General features: G+C 64.7%; 20 protein-coding genes, 5 tRNA genes and 1 pseudogene. 5 read left to right on the top strand and 21 right to left on the bottom strand.

All coding sequences use genetic code 11. From position 1 onward, the window contains the following. Positions 1-118: 118 nt before the first annotated feature. From GJ672_RS02950 to GJ672_RS02930, 5 genes are read right to left on the bottom strand one after another with little or no spacing between them, the layout of a single operon-like run. Positions 119-445, bottom strand: a complete 327-nt coding sequence (locus tag GJ672_RS02950; protein WP_154295794.1) for an iron-sulfur cluster assembly accessory protein — start codon at positions 443-445, stop codon at positions 119-121. After that, positions 442-762 (bottom strand): hypothetical protein, encoded by a 321-nt coding sequence (locus GJ672_RS02945; RefSeq protein ID WP_154295793.1) that lies wholly within the window; start codon positions 760-762, stop codon positions 442-444. Before GJ672_RS02945 ends, GJ672_RS02950 begins: the two co-directional genes overlap by 4 nt. Positions 763-817: 55 nt before the next feature. Then, a complete protein-coding gene (locus GJ672_RS02940) occupies positions 818-2035 on the bottom strand; it encodes a cysteine desulfurase family protein (RefSeq protein ID WP_154295792.1) in 1218 nt (405 codons plus the stop codon). 2 nt (positions 2036-2037) lie between these two features. Further along, a complete protein-coding gene (gene cysE, locus GJ672_RS02935) occupies positions 2038-2838 on the bottom strand; it encodes a serine O-acetyltransferase (protein WP_154295791.1) in 801 nt (266 codons plus the stop codon). Positions 2839-2881: 43 nt separating this feature from the next. Next, the gene (locus GJ672_RS02930) at positions 2882-3610 is read right to left on the bottom strand and encodes an RNA methyltransferase (protein WP_229381935.1); all 729 of its coding nucleotides are present in this window, start codon (positions 3608-3610) and stop codon (positions 2882-2884) included. 90 nt (positions 3611-3700) lie between these two features. Between GJ672_RS02930 and GJ672_RS02925 the strand changes: the two genes are divergently transcribed. After that, on the top strand, positions 3701-4498 hold the full coding sequence (locus tag GJ672_RS02925) for an inositol monophosphatase family protein (protein ID WP_154295789.1): 798 nt from the start codon (positions 3701-3703) through the stop codon (positions 4496-4498). A gap of 4 nt (positions 4499-4502) precedes the next feature. On the opposite strand, the gene secF is transcribed toward GJ672_RS02925, so the two are convergent. The 5 genes from secF to queA are packed head-to-tail and all read right to left on the bottom strand — an operon-like array spanning position 4503 to position 9867. After that, positions 4503-5414, bottom strand: coding sequence for a protein translocase subunit SecF (secF, locus tag GJ672_RS02920; RefSeq protein ID WP_229381966.1), 912 nt, complete (start codon positions 5412-5414; stop codon positions 4503-4505). A 46-nt stretch (positions 5415-5460) separates the two neighbouring features. Further along, positions 5461-7323 (bottom strand): protein translocase subunit SecD, encoded by a 1863-nt coding sequence (secD, locus tag GJ672_RS02915; RefSeq protein WP_154295787.1) that lies wholly within the window; start codon positions 7321-7323, stop codon positions 5461-5463. Between the two features lie 6 nt (positions 7324-7329). Continuing rightward, entirely contained in the window at positions 7330-7689 is a 360-nt protein-coding gene (gene yajC / locus GJ672_RS02910; protein WP_154295786.1) for a preprotein translocase subunit YajC, read from the bottom strand. A 28-nt stretch (positions 7690-7717) separates the two neighbouring features. Further along, positions 7718-8821, bottom strand: coding sequence for a tRNA guanosine(34) transglycosylase Tgt (gene tgt, locus GJ672_RS02905; protein ID WP_154297003.1), 1104 nt, complete (start codon positions 8819-8821; stop codon positions 7718-7720). Positions 8822-8823: 2 nt separating this feature from the next. Further along, positions 8824-9867 (bottom strand): tRNA preQ1(34) S-adenosylmethionine ribosyltransferase-isomerase QueA, encoded by a 1044-nt coding sequence (gene queA / locus GJ672_RS02900; protein WP_154295785.1) that lies wholly within the window; start codon positions 9865-9867, stop codon positions 8824-8826. A 27-nt stretch (positions 9868-9894) separates the two neighbouring features. Between queA and GJ672_RS02895 the strand changes: the two genes are divergently transcribed. Further along, a tRNA-Leu gene (locus GJ672_RS02895) sits at positions 9895-9981 on the top strand. Between the two features lie 146 nt (positions 9982-10127). Here GJ672_RS02895 and GJ672_RS09650 read toward each other — a convergent pair. Both GJ672_RS09650 and GJ672_RS02885 read right to left on the bottom strand, forming a co-directional pair. After that, positions 10128-10646 (bottom strand): annotated as a pseudogene (locus tag GJ672_RS09650) (TIGR04282 family arsenosugar biosynthesis glycosyltransferase); the annotation flags it as partial. Then, a complete protein-coding gene (locus GJ672_RS02885; RefSeq protein WP_229381933.1) occupies positions 10646-11347 on the bottom strand; it encodes a TIGR04283 family arsenosugar biosynthesis glycosyltransferase in 702 nt (233 codons plus the stop codon). The pseudogene GJ672_RS09650 and the gene GJ672_RS02885, both read right to left, overlap by 1 nt. Before the next feature lie 60 nt (positions 11348-11407). On the opposite strand from GJ672_RS02885, the gene GJ672_RS02880 reads away from it, so the two are divergent. Further along, positions 11408-11483: transfer RNA gene (locus GJ672_RS02880), tRNA-Ala, on the top strand. Positions 11484-11515: 32 nt separating this feature from the next. Next, positions 11516-11592, top strand: a tRNA-Arg gene (locus tag GJ672_RS02875). A 14-nt stretch (positions 11593-11606) separates the two neighbouring features. Here the strand turns inward: GJ672_RS02875 and der are convergent. The 5 genes from der to GJ672_RS02850 are packed head-to-tail and all read right to left on the bottom strand — an operon-like array spanning position 11607 to position 18610. After that, on the bottom strand, positions 11607-13043 hold the full coding sequence (gene der / locus GJ672_RS02870; protein ID WP_154295784.1) for a ribosome biogenesis GTPase Der: 1437 nt from the start codon (positions 13041-13043) through the stop codon (positions 11607-11609). 25 nt (positions 13044-13068) lie between these two features. Further along, positions 13069-14655 (bottom strand): ABC transporter ATP-binding protein, encoded by a 1587-nt coding sequence (locus GJ672_RS02865; protein WP_154295783.1) that lies wholly within the window; start codon positions 14653-14655, stop codon positions 13069-13071. Next, positions 14652-15689, bottom strand: coding sequence for an ABC transporter permease (locus tag GJ672_RS02860; protein ID WP_154297001.1), 1038 nt, complete (start codon positions 15687-15689; stop codon positions 14652-14654). Before GJ672_RS02860 ends, GJ672_RS02865 begins: the two co-directional genes overlap by 4 nt. Positions 15690-15699: 10 nt before the next feature. Continuing rightward, positions 15700-16770 carry a microcin C ABC transporter permease YejB gene (locus tag GJ672_RS02855; protein WP_154295782.1) on the bottom strand — a complete coding sequence of 357 codons (1071 nt, stop codon included), beginning with the start codon at positions 16768-16770 and terminating at the stop codon, positions 15700-15702. Positions 16771-16795: 25 nt separating this feature from the next. Further along, complete coding sequence (locus tag GJ672_RS02850) at positions 16796-18610, bottom strand: extracellular solute-binding protein (RefSeq protein ID WP_154295781.1); 1815 nt, start codon at positions 18608-18610, stop codon at positions 16796-16798. Positions 18611-18710: 100 nt separating this feature from the next. On the opposite strand from GJ672_RS02850, the gene GJ672_RS02845 reads away from it, so the two are divergent. After that, positions 18711-19508: an enoyl-ACP reductase gene (locus tag GJ672_RS02845; RefSeq protein WP_154295780.1), complete on the top strand. Its 798-nt coding sequence runs from the start codon at positions 18711-18713 to the stop codon at positions 19506-19508. 29 nt (positions 19509-19537) lie between these two features. Here the strand turns inward: GJ672_RS02845 and GJ672_RS02840 are convergent, their stop codons facing one another. The 4 genes from GJ672_RS02840 to GJ672_RS02825 form a co-directional block, all read right to left on the bottom strand. Further along, complete coding sequence (locus GJ672_RS02840) at positions 19538-21451, bottom strand: SurA N-terminal domain-containing protein (protein WP_154295779.1); 1914 nt, start codon at positions 21449-21451, stop codon at positions 19538-19540. 57 nt (positions 21452-21508) lie between these two features. Continuing rightward, positions 21509-21585 (bottom strand) — tRNA-Asp (locus GJ672_RS02835). A gap of 11 nt (positions 21586-21596) precedes the next feature. After that, a tRNA-Val gene (locus tag GJ672_RS02830) sits at positions 21597-21672 on the bottom strand. A 13-nt stretch (positions 21673-21685) separates the two neighbouring features. Continuing rightward, positions 21686-21958 (bottom strand): HU family DNA-binding protein, encoded by a 273-nt coding sequence (locus GJ672_RS02825; RefSeq protein WP_154295778.1) that lies wholly within the window; start codon positions 21956-21958, stop codon positions 21686-21688. Positions 21959-21963 lie beyond the last annotated feature (5 nt).

Below are 21963 nucleotides of genomic sequence, written 5' to 3'. Positions count from 1 at the left end.
CATGAACTCCCTTGTCAGCCCGAAAAACCCCCGGGCCAGAAAAACAGAAACCCACCAGCGGCGCCGCGGCGGGTTGAACGAAGCGCCTGAGTGTATCGTCGCGTCGGTCTCCCGACAATTACTGGAAGGCGAAGCTCTCCCCGCAACCGCATTCGGCGGTGACATTCGGGTTGTGGAAGCTGAACCGCTCGTTGAGCCCCTCACGGACGAAATCCACCTCAAGCCCCTCCAGAAAGGGCAGGCTCTTGCGGTCGATCACCACCGTTGCTCCGTGCTGCTCCACCAGGGTGTCGTCTTCACTCACCGACTCGGCGTAGTCCACGGTGTACATGAACCCCGAGCAGCCCGAGGTCCGGACGCCCAGTCGAAGTCCGACACCACCGCCGTGGCGAGCCAGAGACTGGCGGATGTGTTTGGCGGCACGCTCCGTTACCTGAATATTCATGACTGCTCTCGGCCTCCTGTCAGTGGCGATGCCGTTGCGGCGGCACGCATCGCATCCTCAATGCACAGTGCATCGGTCTTCGCCCCGTCGGCAAGCCCTGCCCGACGAACGATTTCCAGTCCGGTCAGGGACTCCAGGTCGGCCACGGGACGGCCGGACAGCCACCGCGCTGCCCAAAGAGCCCCTCGCAGAGCGTCCGGTCCGGCGAACACTTCAAAGCGGGCTGACTGAACGCGGTCGCCTTCAATGGCCAGCCAGCAATCGACCCGGCGGTCTTCCCGAATCGAACCCGCCCCGCCGTGGCGCCAACCCGCCACATCAGCGGGAGCCCCTAAATACTTATCCCAATCCTGCGCCTCGCAAACCACCGTTTCAAGCCACGTCCAGCGGGGTTGTTGCCTCGTAAACCTCGGCCACCGGACGGCCCTCAAGGAGTTCTCTCCAAACCGGGGAGACGGCCCGCGCCTGACGCACGACGCTGGCGACATGGCAAGCCAGCGCGTCGACTTCTTCCACCCGGGTGTAGCGACCCGGACTGAAGCGCACCGCGGCATGAGCCAGTGCATCCGGCCGTCCCATGGCTCGCAGAACCGGCGACGCACCGCCATCACTGCAGGCGGACCCGAAGCTCACCTGACAATCCCTCAACCCGTCCCGCAGCACGGCTCCATGAGCCCCAGCGAACGAGACATTGAGGATATGAGGCGAGCCGTCGTCGCGCCCATTGATGACCACGCCCCCCAGGGCCACCAGTTGATCCCGGAGTCGCCGGCGCAGCTCCAGAAGCCGACGCCGCTCGGATTCGTCATCGGCCAGCGCCAGCGCCGCGCCCATGCCGGCAATCAGGTCCGCCGGCAGCGTCCCGGGCCTGAGCCCCTGCTGCTGCGCGCCACCATGAAAAAGCGGCTCAATGCGCACATCCGGGTGATAACAGAGCGCGCCAATGCCCTTGGGTCCGTAGAACTTGTGGGCGGACAATGACACCAGATCGGCGCCCATGGCGCTCAGATCAAGCGGCAGACGGCCCGCTCCCTGGGCCGCGTCCACGTGAAAACGCCCGCCCGCCTCGTGCACCGCCGACGCAATGGCCTCCAGCGGCTGGATAACGCCGGTTTCGCTGTTGACATGGGCAACGGATACCAGCGCCACCCGCTGATCGATCGCTCCGGCCAGGCCCTCCATATCCAGCTGTCCGTCGACGCCCACCGCCAGCCGCTGAACCTCAAAACCCATCTCCCGGGCCGCGTCAGCTGACGCCAGCACCGCTGAGTGCTCAGTGGCCGCCACCAGGATCCGGTCCCGGGCCGGCTCCCGCCGGCGCGTCGCCCGGGCAACGCCGAGGATGGCGAGGTTGTCCGCCTCGGTGGCGCCGCTGGTCCAGAGCAAGTGATACCCAGGGGCATGGACGGCTGCCAGGACCTCATCCCGGGCCACCGCCACCGCGGCCGAGGCCGCCATGCCCGCGGGGTGCGAGCTGGAAGGATTGGCCACCAGCCCGGTGGTCCCCCGGACACTTTCCATGCGCGCTGCCACCCGGGGATCCAGCGGCGTGGTCGCCGCGTGATCCATGTAGATTCGCGTCGGGTCCATCGCTATTTCGGGTCGCCGGACGACGCCCGATCGGTGGCCGGATCCTCCTCCATGCCACAGCGATCGATATCCGGAATGCGGGTGTCATTGACTTCGGCTCCCAGCTCGCGAAGTGCGGTGCACATTTCCTGCAGCCGGGCGTCGGTATGGTGGACATGGTCAAGGATCGAGTTGATGGCATTGGCTACCGGATCCGGCATGTCATGGGTCGCCCCGTAGGCATCGAAGCCGATCCGTCGGGCCGTTTCCGCCCGCCGCTGGTCGGTTTCGGACAGCGATGACGGCTCCGAACCCAGCCGGGCCACCCGCGCCGGAATACCAACCATGGTCGCATTGTCGGGCACATCCTTGACCACCACGGCATTGGAGCCGATCCGGGCCCCTTCGCCGACGCTGATCGGGCCAAGCACTTTGGCGCCGGCGCCGACTACCACGTTATCGCCTAGCGTCGGGTGGCGTTTGCCACCCTCCCAGGACGTCCCGCCCAACGTAACCCCCTGGTACAGGGTGCAGTCATCCCCCACTTCGGCGGTTTCGCCGATGACGACGCCAAGGCCATGGTCAATGAAAAACCGCCGCCCGATGCGGGCTCCCGGATGGATCTCGATACCCGTCAGTAGCCGGGCAATCAGGGACAGGAACCGGCTCAGCCAGCGCAGGTGGTGGCGCCAGAGCCAGTGGTTCAACCGGTGCAGAAGCAGCGCGTGCACACCCGGATAGGTGGTGAGCACCTCGAAGTAATGCCTGGCCGCGGGATCGCGGTCAAACACGCACCGGACATCTTCTCGGAGACGTTGCATCATGGGCGGAAGTATACGCGCGCGCCAGGTGCCGCAGCCAGCGCCCTCAGTGCTTGATGCGCTTGAGGATACCCCGGAGCAGATTGACTTCATCCCGGGTGGGGCGGGATCGGTTGATGAAATTTCTAAGCCGCCGGTTGAGCACTTCCCGGGGCTGATTGGCGGAGTAGCCCGTGCGCTCCACCAGCCGCGCCAGATCGGTATGCAGGCCCTCCAGGTGCGCCCCGGTGGCGATCACTTCCCCGGATGAAGAGCCGGTGGTGCCTCCCGGCTCGCCAAGGCGCTTGCAGCGAATCTCATAGCTCATGACCTGCACGGCGGCGGCAATGTTGAGCGACGGATACTCCGGGTTGGCCGGCAGATGCACCAGCCGATGGCAAAAGGCGAGCTCGTCGTTGGTCAGCCCGGTGCGCTCCCGCCCGAACAGGACACTCACCTGGCCGCCGGGCTGGGCGGCGATCAGGGTCGCCGCCTCGGCCGGACCCAGGGCGGGAACCCCATCCCGGCGCTCTCTGGCGGTCAGCCCCAGCACCAGATCGCTCTCCGCAAGGGCCCCCGCGAGGGTTTCATGAATCACCGCCGACTCCACCACGTCCCGGGCGCCCGCCGCCATGGCGAGGGCCTGTTCGTCAACCTCGCACTCCGGCGCCACCAGGTCGAGCCCGGTCAGTCCCATGGTTTTCATCGCCCGTGCCGCCGCCCCGATATTACCGGAGTGACTGGTTCCCACCAGCACCACCCGACACGCCTGTCCCGTCACGGGCCCGTCTGCCACGCTGCCACCTCCCGGATCGAATACTGTTATCATCCGCGCTGAATTCTACGGCATGCCAACGGCGGCCGCGGTACAGATCAGGATCTTTAAATGAACCCCATGGTTAACATCGCCGTGCGCGCCGCCCGCAGCGCCGGCAACATCATCGTTCGCCACATGGACCGACTGGATCGGATTGTAGTGGAGCAGAAGGGCGAAAATGATTTCGTCAGCGAAGTGGACCGGATGGCCGAGGCTGAAATTCGCGCCATCCTCCGGCAGGCCTACCCCGACCACGCTATTGTCGGCGAAGAGGAAGGGGGCAGCGAGGACGCCGAGTATGTCTGGCTGGTGGATCCGCTGGACGGCACCACCAACTTCCTGCGCGGATTCCCGCAGTTTGCGGTCTCCATCGCGCTCAAACACAAGGGCGCCCTCGAAGCCGGCGTTATCTATGATCCGGTGCTCCAGGAGCTCTGGACCGCCAAGCGCGGCGGCGGCTGTACCTTTGAAGGCCGGAAGATGCGCATCAAGCCTCGGCCGGGTCTGGACAACGCCCTCATTGGCACCGGCTTTCCGCTGCGCCTGCGCGAATATCACAGCGCCTATCTGGGCATGTTCGGGGACGTATTTGCCCGGGCCGGGGACCTGCGTCGGGCCGGTGCCGCCGCCCTGGACCTCGCCTATGTGGCCTGCGGGCGGCTGGACGGCTTCTGGGAGATCGGCCTCAAGCCCTGGGACATGGGGGCCGGCGCGCTGATGATCCGTGAAGCCGGCGGCATTGTCGGCGATTTCGCCGGTGGCGACCGCTATCTGGAGACCGGCAACATCGTCGCGGGCAGCCCCCGGCTGTTCGCCGACCTGGTTCGCACCATCGGACCCCACCGCGTGGATGGCATCCGCGCCTGATACCTCAGCGTAGCGGGGTCTCCTGACTTTCGTCGGCGTCCTCGCCCTCTTTCGGCGGCGGGATGAGGTCTTCCTTGCTGACGCCCAGCGCCAGGGCGGCGGAACTCGCCACGTAGATGGATGAATAGGTGCCCACCAGCACGCCGATGATCAGGGTCACCGCGAAACCACGGATCAACTCGCCGCCGAAGAACAGCAGCGCCAGCAGCACCAGCAAGGTGGTCAGACTGGTCACCAGCGTCCGGGGCAACATCTGATTGATGGACCGATTGGTCACCTCTTCGGCGGTGCCCTTGCGCATGCGCACGAAGTTTTCCCGGATTCGGTCGAAGACCACGATGGTGTCGTTAAGGGAGTAGCCGATGACGGCCAGCAGCGCCGCCAGGACCGTGAGGTCGAAAGTCAGCCCCGTGGCCACGAACAGACCGACCGTGACCACCACGTCATGGACCACGGCGGACACCGAACCGATGGCAAATCGGTATTCAAAGCGGAACGCCACATAGATCAGAATCCCGGCCAACGCGTACAGCAACGCCAGCCCGCCCTGCTCAGTCAGTTCCTCACCCACTTGGGGCCCAACGAACTCCACCCGACGCAGCTCCGCATCCGGGCGTGCCGCCTGCAGGGCATCCAGCACCGCGTTACTGAGTTCATCGCCGGTGCCTTCATCCGGCGGCATTCGAATCAGGATGTCCCGCGGCGTGCCGAAAGTCTGCACCACCGCTCCCTCGAAACCGGCTTCGGTCAGGGTCTGCCGCACCGACTCCAGCTCCACCGCTTCGGGGTAACCAACCTCCACCAGCGTGCCGCCGGTGAAATCCAGCCCGGGGTTCAGGCCCCGGAACACGATCAGGGCGATAGCCCCCACCAGCAGAAAGGCGGTGACCAGCGCTGCCAGCCGCCGGTGGGCCATGAAATCGATTCGGGGTTCGCGCTTGAAGAAGTCCAAGATCGCTCCCTCAGATAGCCAGACGGGCGCCGCGGCGGCCGCCGTAGATAAGGTTGACCAGGGCTCGGGTGCCGAGAATGGCCGTGAACATGGAGCTGACCAGACCGATGGACAGGGTCACCGCAAAGCCCTTGATGGGACCAGTGCCGAACGCAAACAGCACAATGGCCGCAATGAGTGTCGTGATGTTGGCATCCGCAATGGTGGACAGGGCCTTGCCATAGCCCGCTTCGATGGCCTGCTGAGCGCTGCTGCCATTGCGCAGCTCTTCGCGGATGCGCTCAAAAATCAGCACGTTGGCGTCCACCGCCATGCCCACCGTCAGGACAATGCCAGCGATGCCGGGCAGCGTCAGGGTGGCCTGTAACGCTGACAGCGCCGCCACAATCAGCACCAGATTGGTCACCAGTGCCAGATTCGCCAGCAGCCCGAACACCCGGTAATAAACGCCCATGAACAGCACCACCAGGGCGAAGCCCATCAGCACCGCTGCGATGCCCTGATCAATGTTCTGCTGCCCCAGACTGGGCCCAATGGTGCGCTCTTCGATGATCTGCATCGGCGCCGCCAGAGAACCCGCCCGCAGCAGCAGCGACAGGTTGCGGGCCTCCTGGCTGCTCTCAAGGCCGGTAATGCGGAAGCGATTGCCCAGCTGCTCCTGGATGCGGGCCACGTTAATGACCTCTTCCACCTGGACCTGCTCGCGAATGACCTCGTCGCCGACCCGTCGGGCCTGAAGCTCGGTTTCCTTGAACAACACCGCCATGTGGTCGCCCACCCGGGCACCGGTGATGCGGTTCATTCGGCTGCCACCAGCCCCGCTCAGCCGGATATTGACCTCCGGCTGGCCGGTTCGGGTATCCAGCCCGGACGAGGCGTCGGTGATTTCGTCACCGGTGATGATGATCTCCCGCTCCAGCAGCACGTAACCACCATCACGCTCCGGGAAAAGTTCGGTGCCCGGAGGTACAGTGCTGTCGGCATCGCCGAAGAAGGGAAAGTTGTCCTGATCCACCATCCGGAATTCGAGAGTCGCGGTGGCGCCGATGATGTCTTTGGCCCGGGCGGTGTCCTGGACACCGGGCAGCTGGACGACAATGCGCTCGGCCCCCTGGCGCTGAATCACCGGCTCGGCCACGCCCAGCTCATCCACCCGATTGCGCAGCGTGGTGATGTTCTGCTGGATGGCGAAATTGCGGACTTCGGCGAGTTCTTCATCGGTCAGGGTGGCAACAAGCCGGGCACCCGCCGGGTCCTCGGTCACCTCCACATCGAAGTCCAGCTCAGGATATTCCGGTAACAGGAGAGACAGCGCCCGATCCGCGTCCGCCTCGCTGGCAAAACGCACGCTTACCCCAGTCTCCTGACTCTGGATTCCCCGGTGGCGAATGCCGTCGTCCCGCAACAGGCGACGGAACTCATCGGTGTAGCGCCCCACCGTCTGCTCAAGCACGGTATCCATGTCCACTTCCATCAAAAAGTGGACACCCCCCCGCAGATCAAGGCCCAGATACATGGGTCGGCCACCGAGCCCCCGCAACCATTCCGGCGTGGCGGAGGCAAGGTTGAGCGCCACGGTGTGATCCCGGCCAAGGGCGAGTTCCACCTCGTCGGCAGCGCGCATCTGAGCATCCAGGTCCGGTAGCCGCAGCAGAAACTGTCCGTCCCGCAGCTCGGCGGCTTCTACCGGCACGTTCCGGTCAGCCAGCAGGTCCACGATGCGAGCGCGGGTGCGCTCATCGGGGGGATTGCCATCCGCCGTGGTGACCTGAAGCGCGGGATCCTGCCCGAAAAGATTGGGCAGGGCATACAGACAGCCCGTCAGGATCACGGTGACGATCAGGACATATTTCCAGAGCGGATAGCGATTCATGGGGTTTTACTTGGCGCTGGCCTTGGTGGCCTCAGTCTTCTCCAGACTCTGGCGGTAAGAGCCCTTGGGCAGTACCTGGGCCACCGCGGATTTCTGCATTTTGACCTCGAGATTATCCGCGACCTCCAGAGTGGCGAAGGTGTCACCGACATCGGTGATCAGCCCCACCAGTCCACCGGTGGTCAGGACCTCGTCTCCCTTGGAGAGGTTTTCCACCAGCTTCTTGTGTTCCTTGGCGCGCTTCTGCTGCGGCCGGATCAGCAGAAAGTAGAAGATCACGATCAGGGCGATGGGAAACAGCAGGCCCATCAGGCCGGCGCCCGGCTCGCCCTGCTGGGCCATTGCGTTACTGATGAAGAAATCCATGATGCACTCCGTCAAAGTAAAGGGAGGATTATGTCATACCGCTGCGTTTGGCGGCGAAGTCCCGCCGGAACTCATTGAGCTCGCCAGCCTCGATGGCGTCGCGCAGACGCTGCATGAGGCGCTGAAAATAGCGCAGGTTGTGAAGCGTGTTGAGCCGCGAACCAAGCATCTCGCCGCAGCGGTCGAGATGTCGCAGATAGGCCCGGCTGTAGTGCTGGCAGGTGTAGCAGTCACAGTCGGCTTCCACCGGGCGGGTGTCCCGGGCAAACCGGGCATTCCGCAGCCTCAGGGTCCCGGTGTCGGTATACAGAAATCCGTTGCGGGCATTGCGGGTGGGCAACACGCAGTCAAACATGTCGATGCCCCGCGCCACGCATTCCACCAGATCTTCAGGCCGTCCAACCCCCATTAAATAGCGGGGAGCCGCTGCCGGCAGCCGGGGGCCAAGACTGTCCAGCACCCGGAGTCGCTCCTCCGGTGGCTCCCCCACCGACAGGCCACCCACCGCGTAGCCGTCAAAACCAATCCCGGTGAGTCCATCCAGGGACGCCGCTCGCAGGTCCTCGAACATGCCCCCCTGCACGATGCCGAATAGCGCCGATGGATTGTCCCCGTGGGCAGCGCGGCTGCGCTCCGCCCAGCGCAGCGACAGCTCCATGGATCGGCGCGCCTCGTGCTTTTCCACCGGCCAGGCGGTGCATTCGTCGAAAATCATCACGATATCGCTGCCCAGCGCTCGCTGGACGGCCATGGAGCGTTCCGGATCTAGAAACACTTCCGAGCCGTCCACCGGCGAGCGGAAGCGGACGCCCCGTTCGGTGATTTTCCGACCCTTCGCCAGGCTGAACACCTGGAAGCCGCCGGAGTCGGTCAGGATCGGGCCCTGCCAGTGCATGAAGTCATGCAGGTCCCCATGGTCGGCAATGATTTCGGTGCCCGGACGCAGCATGAGGTGGAAAGTGTTACCCAGCAGGATCTGGGCGCCCGATTCGGCCACCTCCTCCGGCGTCACCCCCTTGACCGTGCCGTAGGTGCCCACGGGCATGAATGCCGGGGTCTCTACCACCCCCCGCTGGAAGTGCAAACGACCCCGGCGGGCCAGGCCATCCTCGGCCAGGGTTTCGAATCGCAGGCTCATGGTGCCACCGTGGTGGTGTCAGCCATGATGAGCATGGCGTCGCCATAGCTGAAGAAACGGTACTGCCGCTCCACGGCGTGCCGGTAAGCCGCCAGGATTGACTCGCGGCCGGCCAGAGCGCTCACCAGCATGACCAGCGTCGAGCCCGGCAGATGAAAATTGGTGATCAGCGCGTCCACCACCCGGAACTCATATCCCGGATAGATATAGATGTCGGTTTCCCCCTCAAACGGTGCGAGTTCACCCCCCAGGGCCGCCGTCTCCAGGGAACGCACCACGGTGGTTCCCACGGCCACCACCCGACCGCCACGGGCCCGGGTGCGGGCAACCGCATCGCAGACGGAGGCCGGCACGGATACCCACTCGGCGTGCATTTCATGGTCCTCCACCGTCTCGCTGCGCACCGGCTGGAAGGTCCCGGCGCCCACATGGAGCGTCAGCCGCGCCAGTTCCACCCCGCGATTTTCAAGGGTCTGAAGCAGTGACGGGTCAAAATGCAGCCCCGCCGTGGGGGCCGCGACGGCACCCGGCTTGTCGGCGAATACCGTCTGGTAGCGTTCCCGGTCCGCATGGGTGTCCGGCCGTTTGATGTAAGGCGGCAGCGGCATGTGGCCATGGCGCTCAAGAAGGACCGGCAGGGGTTCGGTCCCTTCGAAGCAAAGCCGGAAAAAGTCCCCGTCGCGTTGTGTCACCTCGACGCCAAGCCCGCCCTCCAGATGCAGCCTGGTGCCCGCTTTCGGGGTTTTACTGGCCCGGATCTGGGCAAGGGCTTCGCGCTCATTCAGCACCCGCTCGAGCAGAACCTCGACGGCGCCGCCAGTGGCCTTGTGACCGAAAAGCCGGGCCGGCAGAACCCGGGTGTCATTCAGAACCAGCAGGTCGCCGGGCCCCAGAAAATCCACAATGGCCGGGAAGTCCCGGTCCGCCAACGCGCCGGTGTCGCGGTCAACCACGAGCAGGCGGCTGTCGGTCCGACGGGGGAGCGGTTCCGAGGCAATCAGTGACTCGGGCAGGTGATATTCGAAATCGCTGACTTTCATTCAGGCCTGTTATACTCAGCGCTCCGCGCCGGGGTGGCGGAACTGGTAGACGCGCCGGACTCAAAATCCGGTTCTCGCAAGAGAGTGCGGGTTCGATTCCCGCCCCCGGCACCAAGCGTCGCTCTCGCGGCGGCATCATACCCACCCCGCGGTTGTCGGCGCCAGATCACCTCCGACCCCGCCTCGCGACGCCAGCGGCGCAGGTCAGCCCAGTCATCCAGGTCATTCGCGGGCGCGATCAGGCCAAGACGGACTTTGCCCCGCCGACCGGCAGCCAGCGTCTGGCCCATCACCGCCGGGGTTCCCCAGTCGATGCCCTGGAACAACCGGGGGACCCGGCGGGTGAGCCCCACCAGCGTGTAGCCGCCGTCCGGCGCCGGCGCAAAAACCGCTTCAAGACCCTCGGCGAGACAGCGCCGGGCGGCGCGAATGTGAGCCGGACCCAGGCCGATGCAGTCGCCGCCCACCATCAACACCGCCTCGGAGTCCCGCAGGGACTCTCGGGCAATGGCCCGCAGACGCGCCCCCAGTGGGCCGCGGGGCTGGCTGGCCAGATCAAACCCGTGGTGGCGGGCCAGGCCGGTGAGCAATGGGTGACGAACCGGCGTGTGCCACAACGTTACCGGCCCGCTGGCCGCCCCCTGGACCATGGCGGCGACGTCCCGGAGCATGCGCGTGTAGAGGCCGGCGGCGGCCCGATCCCCCACCCGACGGCCCAGCCGGGTCTTGACCTGACCCGGCACCGGCGCCTTGGCCAGGATCGCAATCCTGACCCGCATCACGAACCCCTCGAGTGATAGCGCGAGGCAAGGTGTTCCGGATCGGCGCCCCGCCAGTAGGCCCACCGGAGTTGCCACATGAGCGCCATGGTCCGCCAGACCCCATGGCTTTCCCAGCGGCGACCGGAGGTATGCAGCGACTCCCGGAGGCATGCCGGCCGCCCCACGGCGTCCTTGAGTCGGCGGCAGAGCGCAATGTCTTCCATCAGCGGCTGCTCCGGATAACCGCCCACGGCGTCAAAAACCCGGCGACGCACAAAAATCCCCTGATCCCCGGTGGCGATGCCGGTGAGTCGGGAGCGAGCATTCATGCTGGTGGCAATCACCGGCAGCATCCAGTGGTCCCCCTGGATCCGGACGTCGAAGCGCCCCCAGTCCCGCCCCGCAGCAAGGCAACGCTGCAACGCCGAAAGCGATCCCGCGGGCAGCCGGGTATCCGCGTGCAAAAACCACAGCCACTCGGAGCGGGTGGCCGCTGCGCCGGCATTCATCTGCCGAGCCCGTCCCGGGTCGGCCACCAGGGTCCGGGCGCCGGCCCGTTTCGCTTCGGATACGGTGGCATCGCGGCTGCCGCCATCCACCACCAGCGGTGTCTCCAGCCAGGGATGGGACCCTCGCTGGCGCCGCAGCGATTCCACCAGTTCAGCAATCCGCCCCTGCTCATTGAGGGCGGGAATGACGATGGCCAGCGTGTCTGCCACGGGATCCTCTCAAGTGTGGAACCACACGAGAGCGCAATGCTACACTTTCGCTCGGTTAATGGGGCCGTAGCTCAGTTGGGAGAGCGCTAGAATCGCACTCTAGAGGTCAGGGGTTCGATTCCCCTCGGCTCCACCACCTTCCCTGAATAGCCCGTCGATTCGGTCCCTGCCCCGGTAGCTCAGCCGGATAGAGCAATCGCCTCCTAAGCGATAGGTCGCAGGTTCGAATCCTGCCCGGGGCGCCAATTACGCCGTTGGGCTAACGCTGACGACGGCGGATGAGGCGCTCGCGCTTGCGCTGCTGTCGGGGGGTCAGTTTGTTGCGGCGCCCGGCATAGGGGTTTTCACCCGTGCGCAACTCCAGGCGGATGGGGGTTCCCCAAAGCCCCAGCTCGCGCCGGAAACGGTTCACCAGATAGCGGCGATAAGCCCCGGGCAGCGCGGCGGTCTGATTGCCGTGGACGACAATGGTGGGTGGGTTGCGGCCACCCTGATGGGCATAGCGCAGTTTAATCCGGCGGCCGCGGATCAGTGGCGGCTGATGGGCTTCAGTAGCCTCGGCCAGGATCCGGTTGAGCTCCGGGGTGCCGAGCTCGCGCCGACCGGCTTCATCCACACGAGCCACTTCCTCGAGGAGGCGCCCGACCCCGGTGCCGTGCAGGGCCGAGATAAAACGCGGCCGCGTGAAATCCAGAAAGCCCAGCTTGACGTCCAGCTCGCGGCGGATCCGCTCCCGCGCCCCCGGCTCCAGCCCATCCCATTTGTTCACCGCCAGCACCAGCCCGCGGCCCGCTTCGATGACATGGCCGATCAGGTGCGCGTCCTGCTCGGAGATTTCCTGCTGAGCATCCAGCACCATGATGACCACCCGCGACGCTTCGATGGCCTGCAGGGTTTTGACGACGCTGAACTTTTCGACGGTCTCCCGAACCCGGCTGCGGCGACGCACGCCGGCGGTATCGATAAGGGTAAAGGCACGGCCGTCGCGCTCGAAGGGCACGCGAATGGCATCCCGGGTGGTGCCGGGCATGTCGTACACCAGCACCCGTTCCTCGCCAATGAGCCGATTCACCAGCGTGGACTTGCCCACATTGGGCCGGCCGACAATGGCGACCTCGATGGCCGTTGTCGGATCGTCGCCGGCGGGCGCTGAAAACCCCTCAGGCACTGGCTGCGAGTCGGTTCCGGCTGGCTCCGCCGCCGGCATCAGCGTCTCCAGCACGTCATCAATCAGCCGCCGCACGCCACGACCATGCACGGCGGCGATGGGCCAGGGAGTGTCCAGCCCCAGACCGTGGAAATCGGCGGCCGCCACATCCGCGTCCACCCCGTCCACTTTGTTCATCACCAGCCAGACCCGCTTGCCCCGTTGACGCAGGTCCGCCGTGAGCGCCTCGTCGCCGGGGGTGACCCCGGTGCGGGCGTCCACCAGAAAGAGGATCGCGTCGGCCTCGTCCAGCGCCCGAAGCGCCTGACGCTGCATGTGATGGTACGTGACGTCGTCCGGCTCACCGAGCCCACCGGTATCGATCAACACATACGGGTGCTCGCCGACCCGCCCGACGCCGTACTGGCGATCACGAGTCAGGCCTGGAAAATCCGCCACCAGGGCATCCCGGGTACGGGTCAGTTGATTGAACAGGGTGGATTTGCCGACGTTGGGGCGGCCGACCAGCGCAATAACGGGGTTATTCATGGCGCGATGATACCAGCGCGGGCCCCTAGAGCGCCGCCGCCAGTAAGCGCTGGGTATAGGGGTCGGCCGGACTCTCGAAAATCGCCTCGGCGTCGCCGGCCTCCACAATCCGGCCGGCCTGCATCACCACCATGCGATGACTCATGGCCCGAACGACCTTGAGATCATGACTGATAAAAATGTAGGCGAGGCCATGACGGGCCTGAAGCGTGCGCAGTAATGACACCAACTGGGCCTGAACCGAGCGGTCCAGGGCGGAAGTGGGCTCATCCAGAACAATCAGACGCGGCTTCAGGACCACGGCACGGGCCACCGCCACCCGCTGACGCTGCCCCCCGGAGAGTTCGTGGGGAAACCGCGACGCCAGTGCCGGGTCCAGTCCCACTTCGGCGAGGGCGTCCCGGGCCAGTGCCTCCCGGCCTTCGCGGCCCTCGCCGATGCCATGGACTTCCAGCCCTTCGCCGATGATCTGCCCCACCGACATGCGCGGGCTCAGGCTGCCGAAGGGATCCTGAAACACCACCTGCAGCTCCCGTCTCAGCGGACGTAACTGACGGTTGGAGTAGCGGGTGATGTCCTGCCCCTGATACTCGATGGCACCCCGGCCATCCTGCAGTCGCAGCAAGGCCATGCCGAGGGTGGTTTTGCCGGAGCCGCTCTCCCCGACCACGCCCAGGGTCTCTCCCGGGCGCACGGACAAATCAATGCCATCCACGGCTTTGAGGTGCCCCACCACCCGCTTGAGCAGTCCGCCGCGACGGGGAAACCACACCTGCAGATCCCGGGTCTCCAGGACCGGCTCACCGGCGGGCACCGCGGCCGGCCGGCCCTCGGGCTCGGCATCCAGCAGCAGCCGGGTATAGGGATCCGTCGGGTGGTTGAAAACCGTGTCGATGGAGCCCTGCTCGACAATTTCTCCCTGCTTCATCACCGCCACCCGATCGGCGATCCGTCGAACCACGCCCAGGTCATGACTGATAAACAGCATCGCCATGCCAAGGCGGCGCTGCAGGTCCGCCAGCAGATCCAGGATCTCGGCCTGAATGGTGACGTCCAGCGCCGTGGTGGGCTCATCGGCGATCAGCAGACGGGGACTGTTGGCGATGGCCATGGCGATCATCACCCGCTGACGCTGCCCCCCGGAGAGCTGATGGGGGAAAGCCCCCAGACGACTGGCCGCCTCCGGCAGCCGCACCATCTCCAGCAGCTCGACGATCCGGTCCCGGGCGATGGCCGGACTGAGCCGCTGATGAATCCGCAGGGTTTCGCCAATCTGCTTTTCAATAGTGTGCAGCGGATTCAGTGAGGTCATGGGCTCCTGAAAAATCATTCCCAGCTCACCGCCCCGGACCACCTGCATGCGTGCCCGAGAGGCATCCAGCAGGGACTCCCCGTCCAGATGTATACGGCCGGTGGGGTGAGCGGCATAGGGGTATGGCAGCAGCTGCGGAATCGACAGCGCCGTCACCGATTTCCCGGAACCGCTTTCCCCCACCAGCGCCAGGGTTTCACCGGCATTCAGTCCCAGGCTCACCTGGCGCACCGCGGTGACCCGCCCCTCGCCATGCCCGAAACAGACGGACAGTTCCTGAATGGACAGCAACTGACTCACCCGCCGTGCCCTCCCAGCGTCTTGCGGGGGTCGAAAGCATCCCGCGCCGCCTCACCGATGAACACCAGCAACGACAGCATGATGGACAGGCTGAAAAACGCGGTCAGGCCCAGCCAGGGGGCCTGCAGGTTGGCTTTGCCCTGGGCGAGAAGCTCCCCCAGCGACGGGGATCCCGGCGGCAGCCCGAAGCCCAGAAAATCCAGTGAAGTCAACGTGGTGATGGAGCCGGTAAGAATGAACGGCATGAACGTCACCGTGGCCACCATGGCGTTGGGCAGGGCATGGCGGACCATGATGACGCTATCAGTTACCCCCAGGGCTTTGGCGGCTTTCACGTAGTCGAAGTTGCGGACCCGCAGGAATTCTGCCCGGACCACGCCCACCAGCTGGGTCCAGCTGAACAGCAGCATGATCCCCAGCAGCCACCAGAAACTCGGCTGCACGAAGCCCGCCATGATGATCAGCAGATAGAGCACTGGCAGTCCGGCCCAAATCTCGATGAAGCGCTGCCCGAAGAGATCCGTACGACCGCCGAAGTACCCCTGCACCGCACCGACGGCCACGCCGATCAGGGAACTGCCGATGGTGAGGGCGAGACCGAAAAGCACGGAAATCCGGAAGCCGTAGATCAGTCGCGCCAGCACGTCACGGCCCTGATCGTCGGTACCCAGCCAGTTTTCCGCGGAGGGCGGCGCGGGCGCCGCGGCTTCGCTCTCGAAATTGATGGTCCGATAGTGGTACCGAAGCGGCGGCCACAGCATCCAGCCGTCCGCGTTGATCAACTCGGCCACATAGGGATCCCGATACTCTGCTTCCGTGGGGAAGTCTCCGCCGAAGATGGTTTCGGGGTAGCTGACCAGCACCGGCACGTACCAGCCACCGTCGTAATGAACCAGCAGTGGCCGCTCGTTGGCCAGAAACTCGGCAAACAGCGACAGAATGAACAGCACCAGGAAAATCCACAGTGACCACCAGCCCCGCCGGTTGGCCCGGAACTGGGCCCAGCGACGCTGGTTGATGGGGTTGAGCTGAATGGCCACCGGCTCAGCCCTGCCTGGCTTCGAAATCGATGCGTGGATCCACGAGGACATACATGATGTCGCCCAGCAGATTCAGCACCAGACCAATCAGCGTGAAGATGAAAAGCGTGCCAAAAACCACCGGATAATCACGGTTGACCACCGACTGGAAGCCCAGTAGCCCCAGCCCGTCCAGCGAAAAGATCACTTCGATCAGCAGCGCCCCGGTGAACAGCACCCCCACAAAAGCCGCGGGAAATCCGGCAATGACAATCAACATGGCATTCCGAAACACGTGGCCGTAAAGCACCCGCCGCTCGGTGACCCCCTTTGCTCGCGCGGTCATAACGTAGTGCTTGTTGATTTCCTCGAGGAATGAATTCTTGGTGAGCATGGTCAGGCCGGCAAAGCCACCGATCACCATCGCCAGCACGGGCAGCACCAGATGCCAGAAGTAATCGAGGATGCGCATGGGCCAGGAGAGCTCATGCCAGTCCTCGGAGACCAGCCCCCTCAGCGGAAACCAGTCCAGGTAACTGCCCCCGGCAAACACCACGATAAGCAGGATCGCGAACAGAAAGCCGGGAATGGCATAGCCGACAATCACCACGGCACTGCTCCAGACATCGAACGCCGAGCCGTCGCGCACGGCCTTGCGAATGCCCAGCGGGATCGAGATGAGATAAGTGAACAGGAGCGTCCATAGCCCCAGGGAAATGGACACCGGCAATTTTTCGACAATCAGCTCGCCCACGGTCTGATCCCGATAGAAGCTCTCACCGAAGTCGAACCGGACGTAGTTGCCCACCATGAGCAGAAATCGCTCATGGGCCGGACGGTCAAAGCCGAACTGTGCTTCCAGCTCGGCAATGAACTCCGGGTCCAGTCCCCGGGCACCGCGGCTCTCGCTGGCCACCTCGTCCGCCGCGACCCCCGAAAACCGGGCGGTGGAGAAATCTGCCGTGCCCTGAACCTGGGCGGCCACCTGCTCCACCGGACCGCCCGGCGCGAACTGAACCACCACAAAGTTAATCAGCAGAACCCCGAGCAGGGTCGGGATCATTAGCAGCAGGCGACGCCCGATATATGCGTACAAGGGCTCCGAGACTCCGGGTTGTCAGTTAACGCCCATCGACGCGCTGGGCCTTGTCGGGATCCACCCACCAGGTATCCAGAGCGAATCCATAGGGCGGATTGTCGCCGGGACGCCCGAAACGGTCCCAATACACGATCCGGAAGCGATCAATGTACCAGTTGGGGATGGCGTAGAAATTCCACTGCAGCACCCGGTCCAGCGCCCGGGTCCGGTGGATCAGGGATTCCCGGTCCGGCGCATCGACAATCCGTTCAACCAGCTCATCAATCACCGGATCGCAGACCCCGGCAATGTTGCGGCTACCGCTGATCTCGGCGGACTCACAGCTCCAGAAGTCGCGTTGCTCGTTGCCCGGCGACAGCGACTGCGGCGCCACATGGACCGTGATATCGAAATCAAAACGATCCAGCCGATTCTGATACTGGGTTGGATCAACGGTCCGTACGCTGACATTGGCCCCAAGCCGCTCCAGATTGCGCTGCATCGGCAGAACCACCCGCTCGAAGGAAGGACTCACCAGCAGGATCTCGAAGTCCATGACCTCGCCGCTTTCGGTGTGGGTCAAATCACCGTCCACCACTGACCAGCCGGCTTCATCCAGTAGCGCGAAGGCCTGACGAAGGTTTCCCCGCATCCCTCGGCCCTCGGTGCTGGGGGGCTCATAAGCTTCGGTGAAAACCCGTTCCGGCAACTGGTCGCGAAACGGCTCGAGAATTTCCAGCTCCGCTTCGGAAGGCAGCCCGGTAGCCGCCAGCTCGGAGTTCTCGAAGTAGCTCCGGGTGCGCTCATAAGCCCCGTAGAAGAGGTTTTCATTGGTCCACTGGAAGTCGAACGCGTAGGCAAGCGCTTCCCGTACCCGGGGATCCGAGAACATGGAGCGGCGGGTATTGATGAAAAATCCCTGCATGCCGGCGGGCTGGCTGTGAGGAATTTCCTCAAGTCGCAGCAGACCATCCCGCACGGCGCTGTTGTCGTAAGCCGTGGCCCAGTTACGGGCCACGTTCTCCTGGCGGAGATGATATTCCCCGGCCTGGATGGCCTGAACCGCCACGGTGCCATCCCGGTAATAGTCGTAGAGCATGCGGTCAAAGTTGTGGCGGCCACGCTGCGTGGGGAGATCCGCCGCCCAATAATCCTCGACTCGCTGGTAGACGATGCGCCGGCCCTGATCCACCTCCGCGACGCGATAGGGGCCACTGCCCAGCGGCGGCTCCAGAGTGGTGCGGCCGAATTCGCGCTCGGCCCAGTAGTGCTCCGGCAGGACCGGCAGCTGGCCGAGGATCATGGGCAGCTCGGCATTTTGAGTGGTGCTGAAGTGGAAAATCACCTCGTGGTCATCGACCACCTCCACCCGGTCCACATCCCGGTAGTAGGGGCGATATCGCGGATGACCGTCCTCACGGAGGGTGCGAAAGGTCCAGGCGACGTCGCTGGCAGTCACCGGCACGCCGTCATGAAAACGGGCTTCTTCCCGGAGCAGAAATCGCACATGACTGTTATCTGCCGCCACATCAATGGTTTCGGCAATCAGGCCATATTCGGTGAAGGCCTCATCCAAAGACCGCTCGGTCAGGGTGTCAAAGACCAGGCCGAGACCCTGGGCCGGTGTGCCCCGCAGAATGAACGGGTTGAGGGTGTCAAACGTGGACGCCGCCACGTTGGCCAGACGGATCTGCCCGCCCTTGGGTGCGTCGGGGTTGACGTAGTCAAAGTGCTCGAAATCCGGGCCGTATTTGGGCTCGCCATGCAGCGCCAGCGCATGGTCGCCCGCCGACACGGTGGAGACCGCCATGGAGAGGACAAGAGCAAGGCCAAAACTGATAACCCGGCGTGCAAACATTTTCGCTACCCTAGTGGAAGACACGAGGCGTCATGCGGTTGGCCGCATCGACGCTTTTCAGTAACGTAACCGGGATTTTCTCGGGGGCAAAGGGGTTCGCATGGGTTTTCTTTCCGGCCGCAAGGCACTCATCGTTGGCGTGGCGAGCAATCGGTCCATTGCCTGGGGCGTGGCAGAAGCCATGCATCGGGAAGGCGCTGAAATCGCGCTCACCTATCAAACCGAAAAGCTCAAGGGACGGGTCGAGCAGTGTTCGGCCGCCTGTGGGGGTGGACCGGTGCTGCCGCTGGACGTCACCGATGACGAGCAGATGGCGGCAGTCTTCCACGAGCTGGAAAACGTCTGGGGCCATCTCGATATTGTGGTGCATGCGGTAGGGTTCGCGCCTCGCGAAGAGCTCGAGGGCTCCTTTGTGGACAACACCACCCGCGGTGGCTACGCCATGGCCCACGACATCAGCGCCTACAGCTTCGTGGCACTGGCCAAGGCCGCCCGTCCCCTGATGAAAGATCGCAACGGCAGCCTGCTGACGCTCACCTACCTGGGGGGCGAGCGGGCACTGCCCAACTACAACGTCATGGGACCCGCCAAGGCCAGTCTCGAGGCGGCGGTGCGCTACATGGCCCACGATCTGGGATCGGAGGGCATCCGCGTCAATGCCGTTTCCGCCGGGCCCATCCGGACGCTGGCGGCATCGGGCATCGGAGATTTTCGAAAGATGCTGGATTACAACGCGGCCGCGGCCCCGCTGCGCCGCAATGTCGGCATTGAGGAAGTGGGCAACGCCAGTGCCTTTCTGTGCTCGGACCTGGCATCCGGCATCACCGGCGAAGTCGTCCATGTGGACGCCGGCTTTCATGCGGTGGCCCTGTCCGGGAATGCCCTCGGCGAGGGCTGATTCAGCGACCCCGAAGAGCGCCTGATCCGTTACAGGCGCTCCTCGTAAACCCGGACACTGGAGCGCTGGCGCAGCTCGTGGATGAGCGCATCAATGGCCACGTCTCCATCCACCCGGTTGAGGCTGTTGCGAAGCTGCTCGCGCTCCGCCGCATCAACGGCGTCGGGGTCACCGTCTTCAACCCCGCTGACCGCGACGATGGCATAGCCATCGCCCAGTGACGCCAGCCCGGCCACCGCCGGCTCGCCCTCCGCCAGATAGAGCCGGAAGGCCGCCTGCCTCACGCTGCGGGGGATCTCGGCGTCATCTCGCCCTGCCCAACGAGGCGGGTGCTGCTCCGCGCCGTCGACCGCCGCGGCTGCCTCCAGGGCCTCGGACGGTTGCCGGCCCTCCATGAACGAGCGCCCCGCTTCTTCCGCCAGCTCCAGGGCCCGTTCCTCGCGATAAACCTCCGTCACCTGATCCTCGACTTCGGCAAAGTCAGGGATGCGCGCGGGCTCATGGTCCGCCACCCGTAGCACCACATAGGCATCTTCATCGAGTTCGATGAGGTCACTGTTTTCCCGACGCTCGAGCAGGGCCTCGCTAAAGGCGGCGGACAGCACCGCGGACTCACTGCCAATACCGCTCTCCCGGCCGCTGCGCGGAATCCAGTCGCTTTCCCGGACCTCCAGTCCCACCGCACGGGCGGCGGGTTCCAGGGAGTCCGGATTCTCAAAGGCCACCAACTCCAGTTCATTACCCCGCTCGAACACCCGCTGCCGAGCCCGTTCCTCGGCAATCTCCCGGCGCAACTCATCGGCGACCTCTTCAAACGCCACCTCCGCGGTCTCGGGCGCCTCGGTCACCTCAATAAGATGCCAGCCGAACTCGGTGCGAACCGGGTCACTCAGCTCCCCCGGCGCCAGATCCCAGGCCGCGTCGGCGAAAGGCGTCACCAGATCGCCCCGGCTGACGGCACCCAGGTCACCGCCCTGGCGCGCCGAGCCGGGATCATCGGAAACCTCTGCGGCCACTTCGGCAAAGCCCTCGCCTTCTTCGATGCGGGTTCGCGCCGCCGCGATTGCCTGCTGCGCCTGTTCAACCTCGACATCGTCAGCGTCGGGTGCCACCTGCACCAGGATGTGACGGAGCGAGCGCTCGCCGTCATCGGCGCCAGTCTGCATCCGCTCCTCGTGGAGCGCTCTTACGGCCTCATCGCTGACATCAATGTCCGCCGCCAGTGCCTTGGCATCCAGCCGGACGTACTCCACGCGCACCCGGGCCTGCTGACGGAACGGCTCACTATTCTCCGAAAACCAGTTTTCGATGCTGGCCTGATCAAGCGGCACTTCATCGGCAAACGCGGTTGCCGGGAGCTGCGTCCAGGCGATCTCACGGCGCTGATCCTGGAGGGCCAGCAACCGATCCAGCTCGCGGTCACTGGCGAAGACGGTTCCTTCCAGGGCGCCCTGCACCAGCTGCGTGGCCAGATCCTGGCGGACCTGTGCCTCATAGCGCTCCGGCGTCAGATTATTGCGGGCCAGCAAGGCGCGATAGCGCTCCACCGAAAACTCGCCGTCGGCCTGGAAGAACTCCTGCTGGCGAATGTAGCGGGCTATGTCTGCGTCGCTCACCTGCAACTGCTCGTCACGGGCATAGTTGAGCAGCAGCTCACGGTCGATGAGCTCGTTAAGCACCTGGCGCCGCAGCTGCGGACCATCGATGGCGGTGAGGTCGAACTGATCACCCAGCATTCGCCGGAGTTCCGCCTGCCGGCTTCGGTAGCGCTCATCCAGAGTGCCCCGGGTGATTTCCTCCCCTTCCACCGTTGCCACGACCCGGTCTCCGGTGCCGTCGCCCAGGTAGTTATAAAGACCGAAAAGCGCAAAGGGGACGGCCAGAAGCCCGACCACCAGATAGGCAACCCAACCGCGAACGCGGTCCCGAATGGCTAGCAGCATGTTTGGCGCACCGTAAAAAAAAGGCGCCCGTGGCGCCTTCCTGAAAACTAAAGCTAGTGGCGGAGCGGACGGGACTTGAACCCGCGACCTCCGGCGTGACAGGCCGGCATTCTAACCAGCTGAACTACCGCTCCGTATCCGGTTTTGGTGGGTGGTGAGGGGCTCGAACCCCCGACATTCGCCTTGTAAGGGCGACGCTCTCCCAGCTGAGCTAACCACCCCGGAAAGCGGTGCTTAGTTTACTGCATCCTTGAGCGCCTTACCAGCCTTGAAGCCCGGCACTTTGGATGCAGCGATGTTGATGGAAGCCCCGGTGCGAGGGTTGCGGCCGGTGCGAGCGGCGCGCTCACGAACCGTAAAAGTACCAAAGCCCACCAGCGTAACCTGATCGCCCTTTTTGAGCGCATCGGTGACAGTCTGCGAGAAAGCGTCCACGGCTTTCGTCGCATCTGCCTTGGAAAGGCCCGCCGACTCGGCAACGGCATCAATCAGTTCGGATTTATTCATTGAGA

The organism is Spiribacter sp. 2438, from assembly GCF_009676705.1.
In the GTDB taxonomy this organism is placed as follows: domain Bacteria; phylum Pseudomonadota; class Gammaproteobacteria; order Nitrococcales; family Nitrococcaceae; genus Spiribacter.
Note: the sequence above shows the minus strand (reverse complement) of the source record. Positions and strands in the feature narration are given on the sequence as shown.

Coding starts and splice junctions, on each gene's coding strand:
- GJ672_RS02950 (WP_154295794.1), bottom strand. CDS start 445: ATGAATATTCAGGTAACGGAGCGTGCCGCCAAACACATCCGCCAGTCT.
- GJ672_RS02940 (WP_154295792.1), bottom strand. CDS start 2,035: ATGGACCCGACGCGAATCTACATGGATCACGCGGCGACCACGCCGCTG.
- cysE (WP_154295791.1), bottom strand. CDS start 2,838: ATGATGCAACGTCTCCGAGAAGATGTCCGGTGCGTGTTTGACCGCGAT.
- GJ672_RS02925 (WP_154295789.1), top strand. CDS start 3,701: ATGAACCCCATGGTTAACATCGCCGTGCGCGCCGCCCGCAGCGCCGGC.
- secF (WP_229381966.1), bottom strand. CDS start 5,414: ATGGCCCACCGGCGGCTGGCAGCGCTGGTCACCGCCTTTCTGCTGGTG.
- secD (WP_154295787.1), bottom strand. CDS start 7,323: ATGAATCGCTATCCGCTCTGGAAATATGTCCTGATCGTCACCGTGATC.
- yajC (WP_154295786.1), bottom strand. CDS start 7,689: ATGGATTTCTTCATCAGTAACGCAATGGCCCAGCAGGGCGAGCCGGGC.
- queA (WP_154295785.1), bottom strand. CDS start 9,867: ATGAAAGTCAGCGATTTCGAATATCACCTGCCCGAGTCACTGATTGCC.
- der (WP_154295784.1), bottom strand. CDS start 13,043: ATGAATAACCCCGTTATTGCGCTGGTCGGCCGCCCCAACGTCGGCAAA.
- GJ672_RS02850 (WP_154295781.1), bottom strand. CDS start 18,610: ATGTTTGCACGCCGGGTTATCAGTTTTGGCCTTGCTCTTGTCCTCTCC.
- GJ672_RS02845 (WP_154295780.1), top strand. CDS start 18,711: ATGGGTTTTCTTTCCGGCCGCAAGGCACTCATCGTTGGCGTGGCGAGC.
- GJ672_RS02840 (WP_154295779.1), bottom strand. CDS start 21,451: ATGCTGCTAGCCATTCGGGACCGCGTTCGCGGTTGGGTTGCCTATCTG.
- GJ672_RS02825 (WP_154295778.1), bottom strand. CDS start 21,958: ATGAATAAATCCGAACTGATTGATGCCGTTGCCGAGTCGGCGGGCCTT.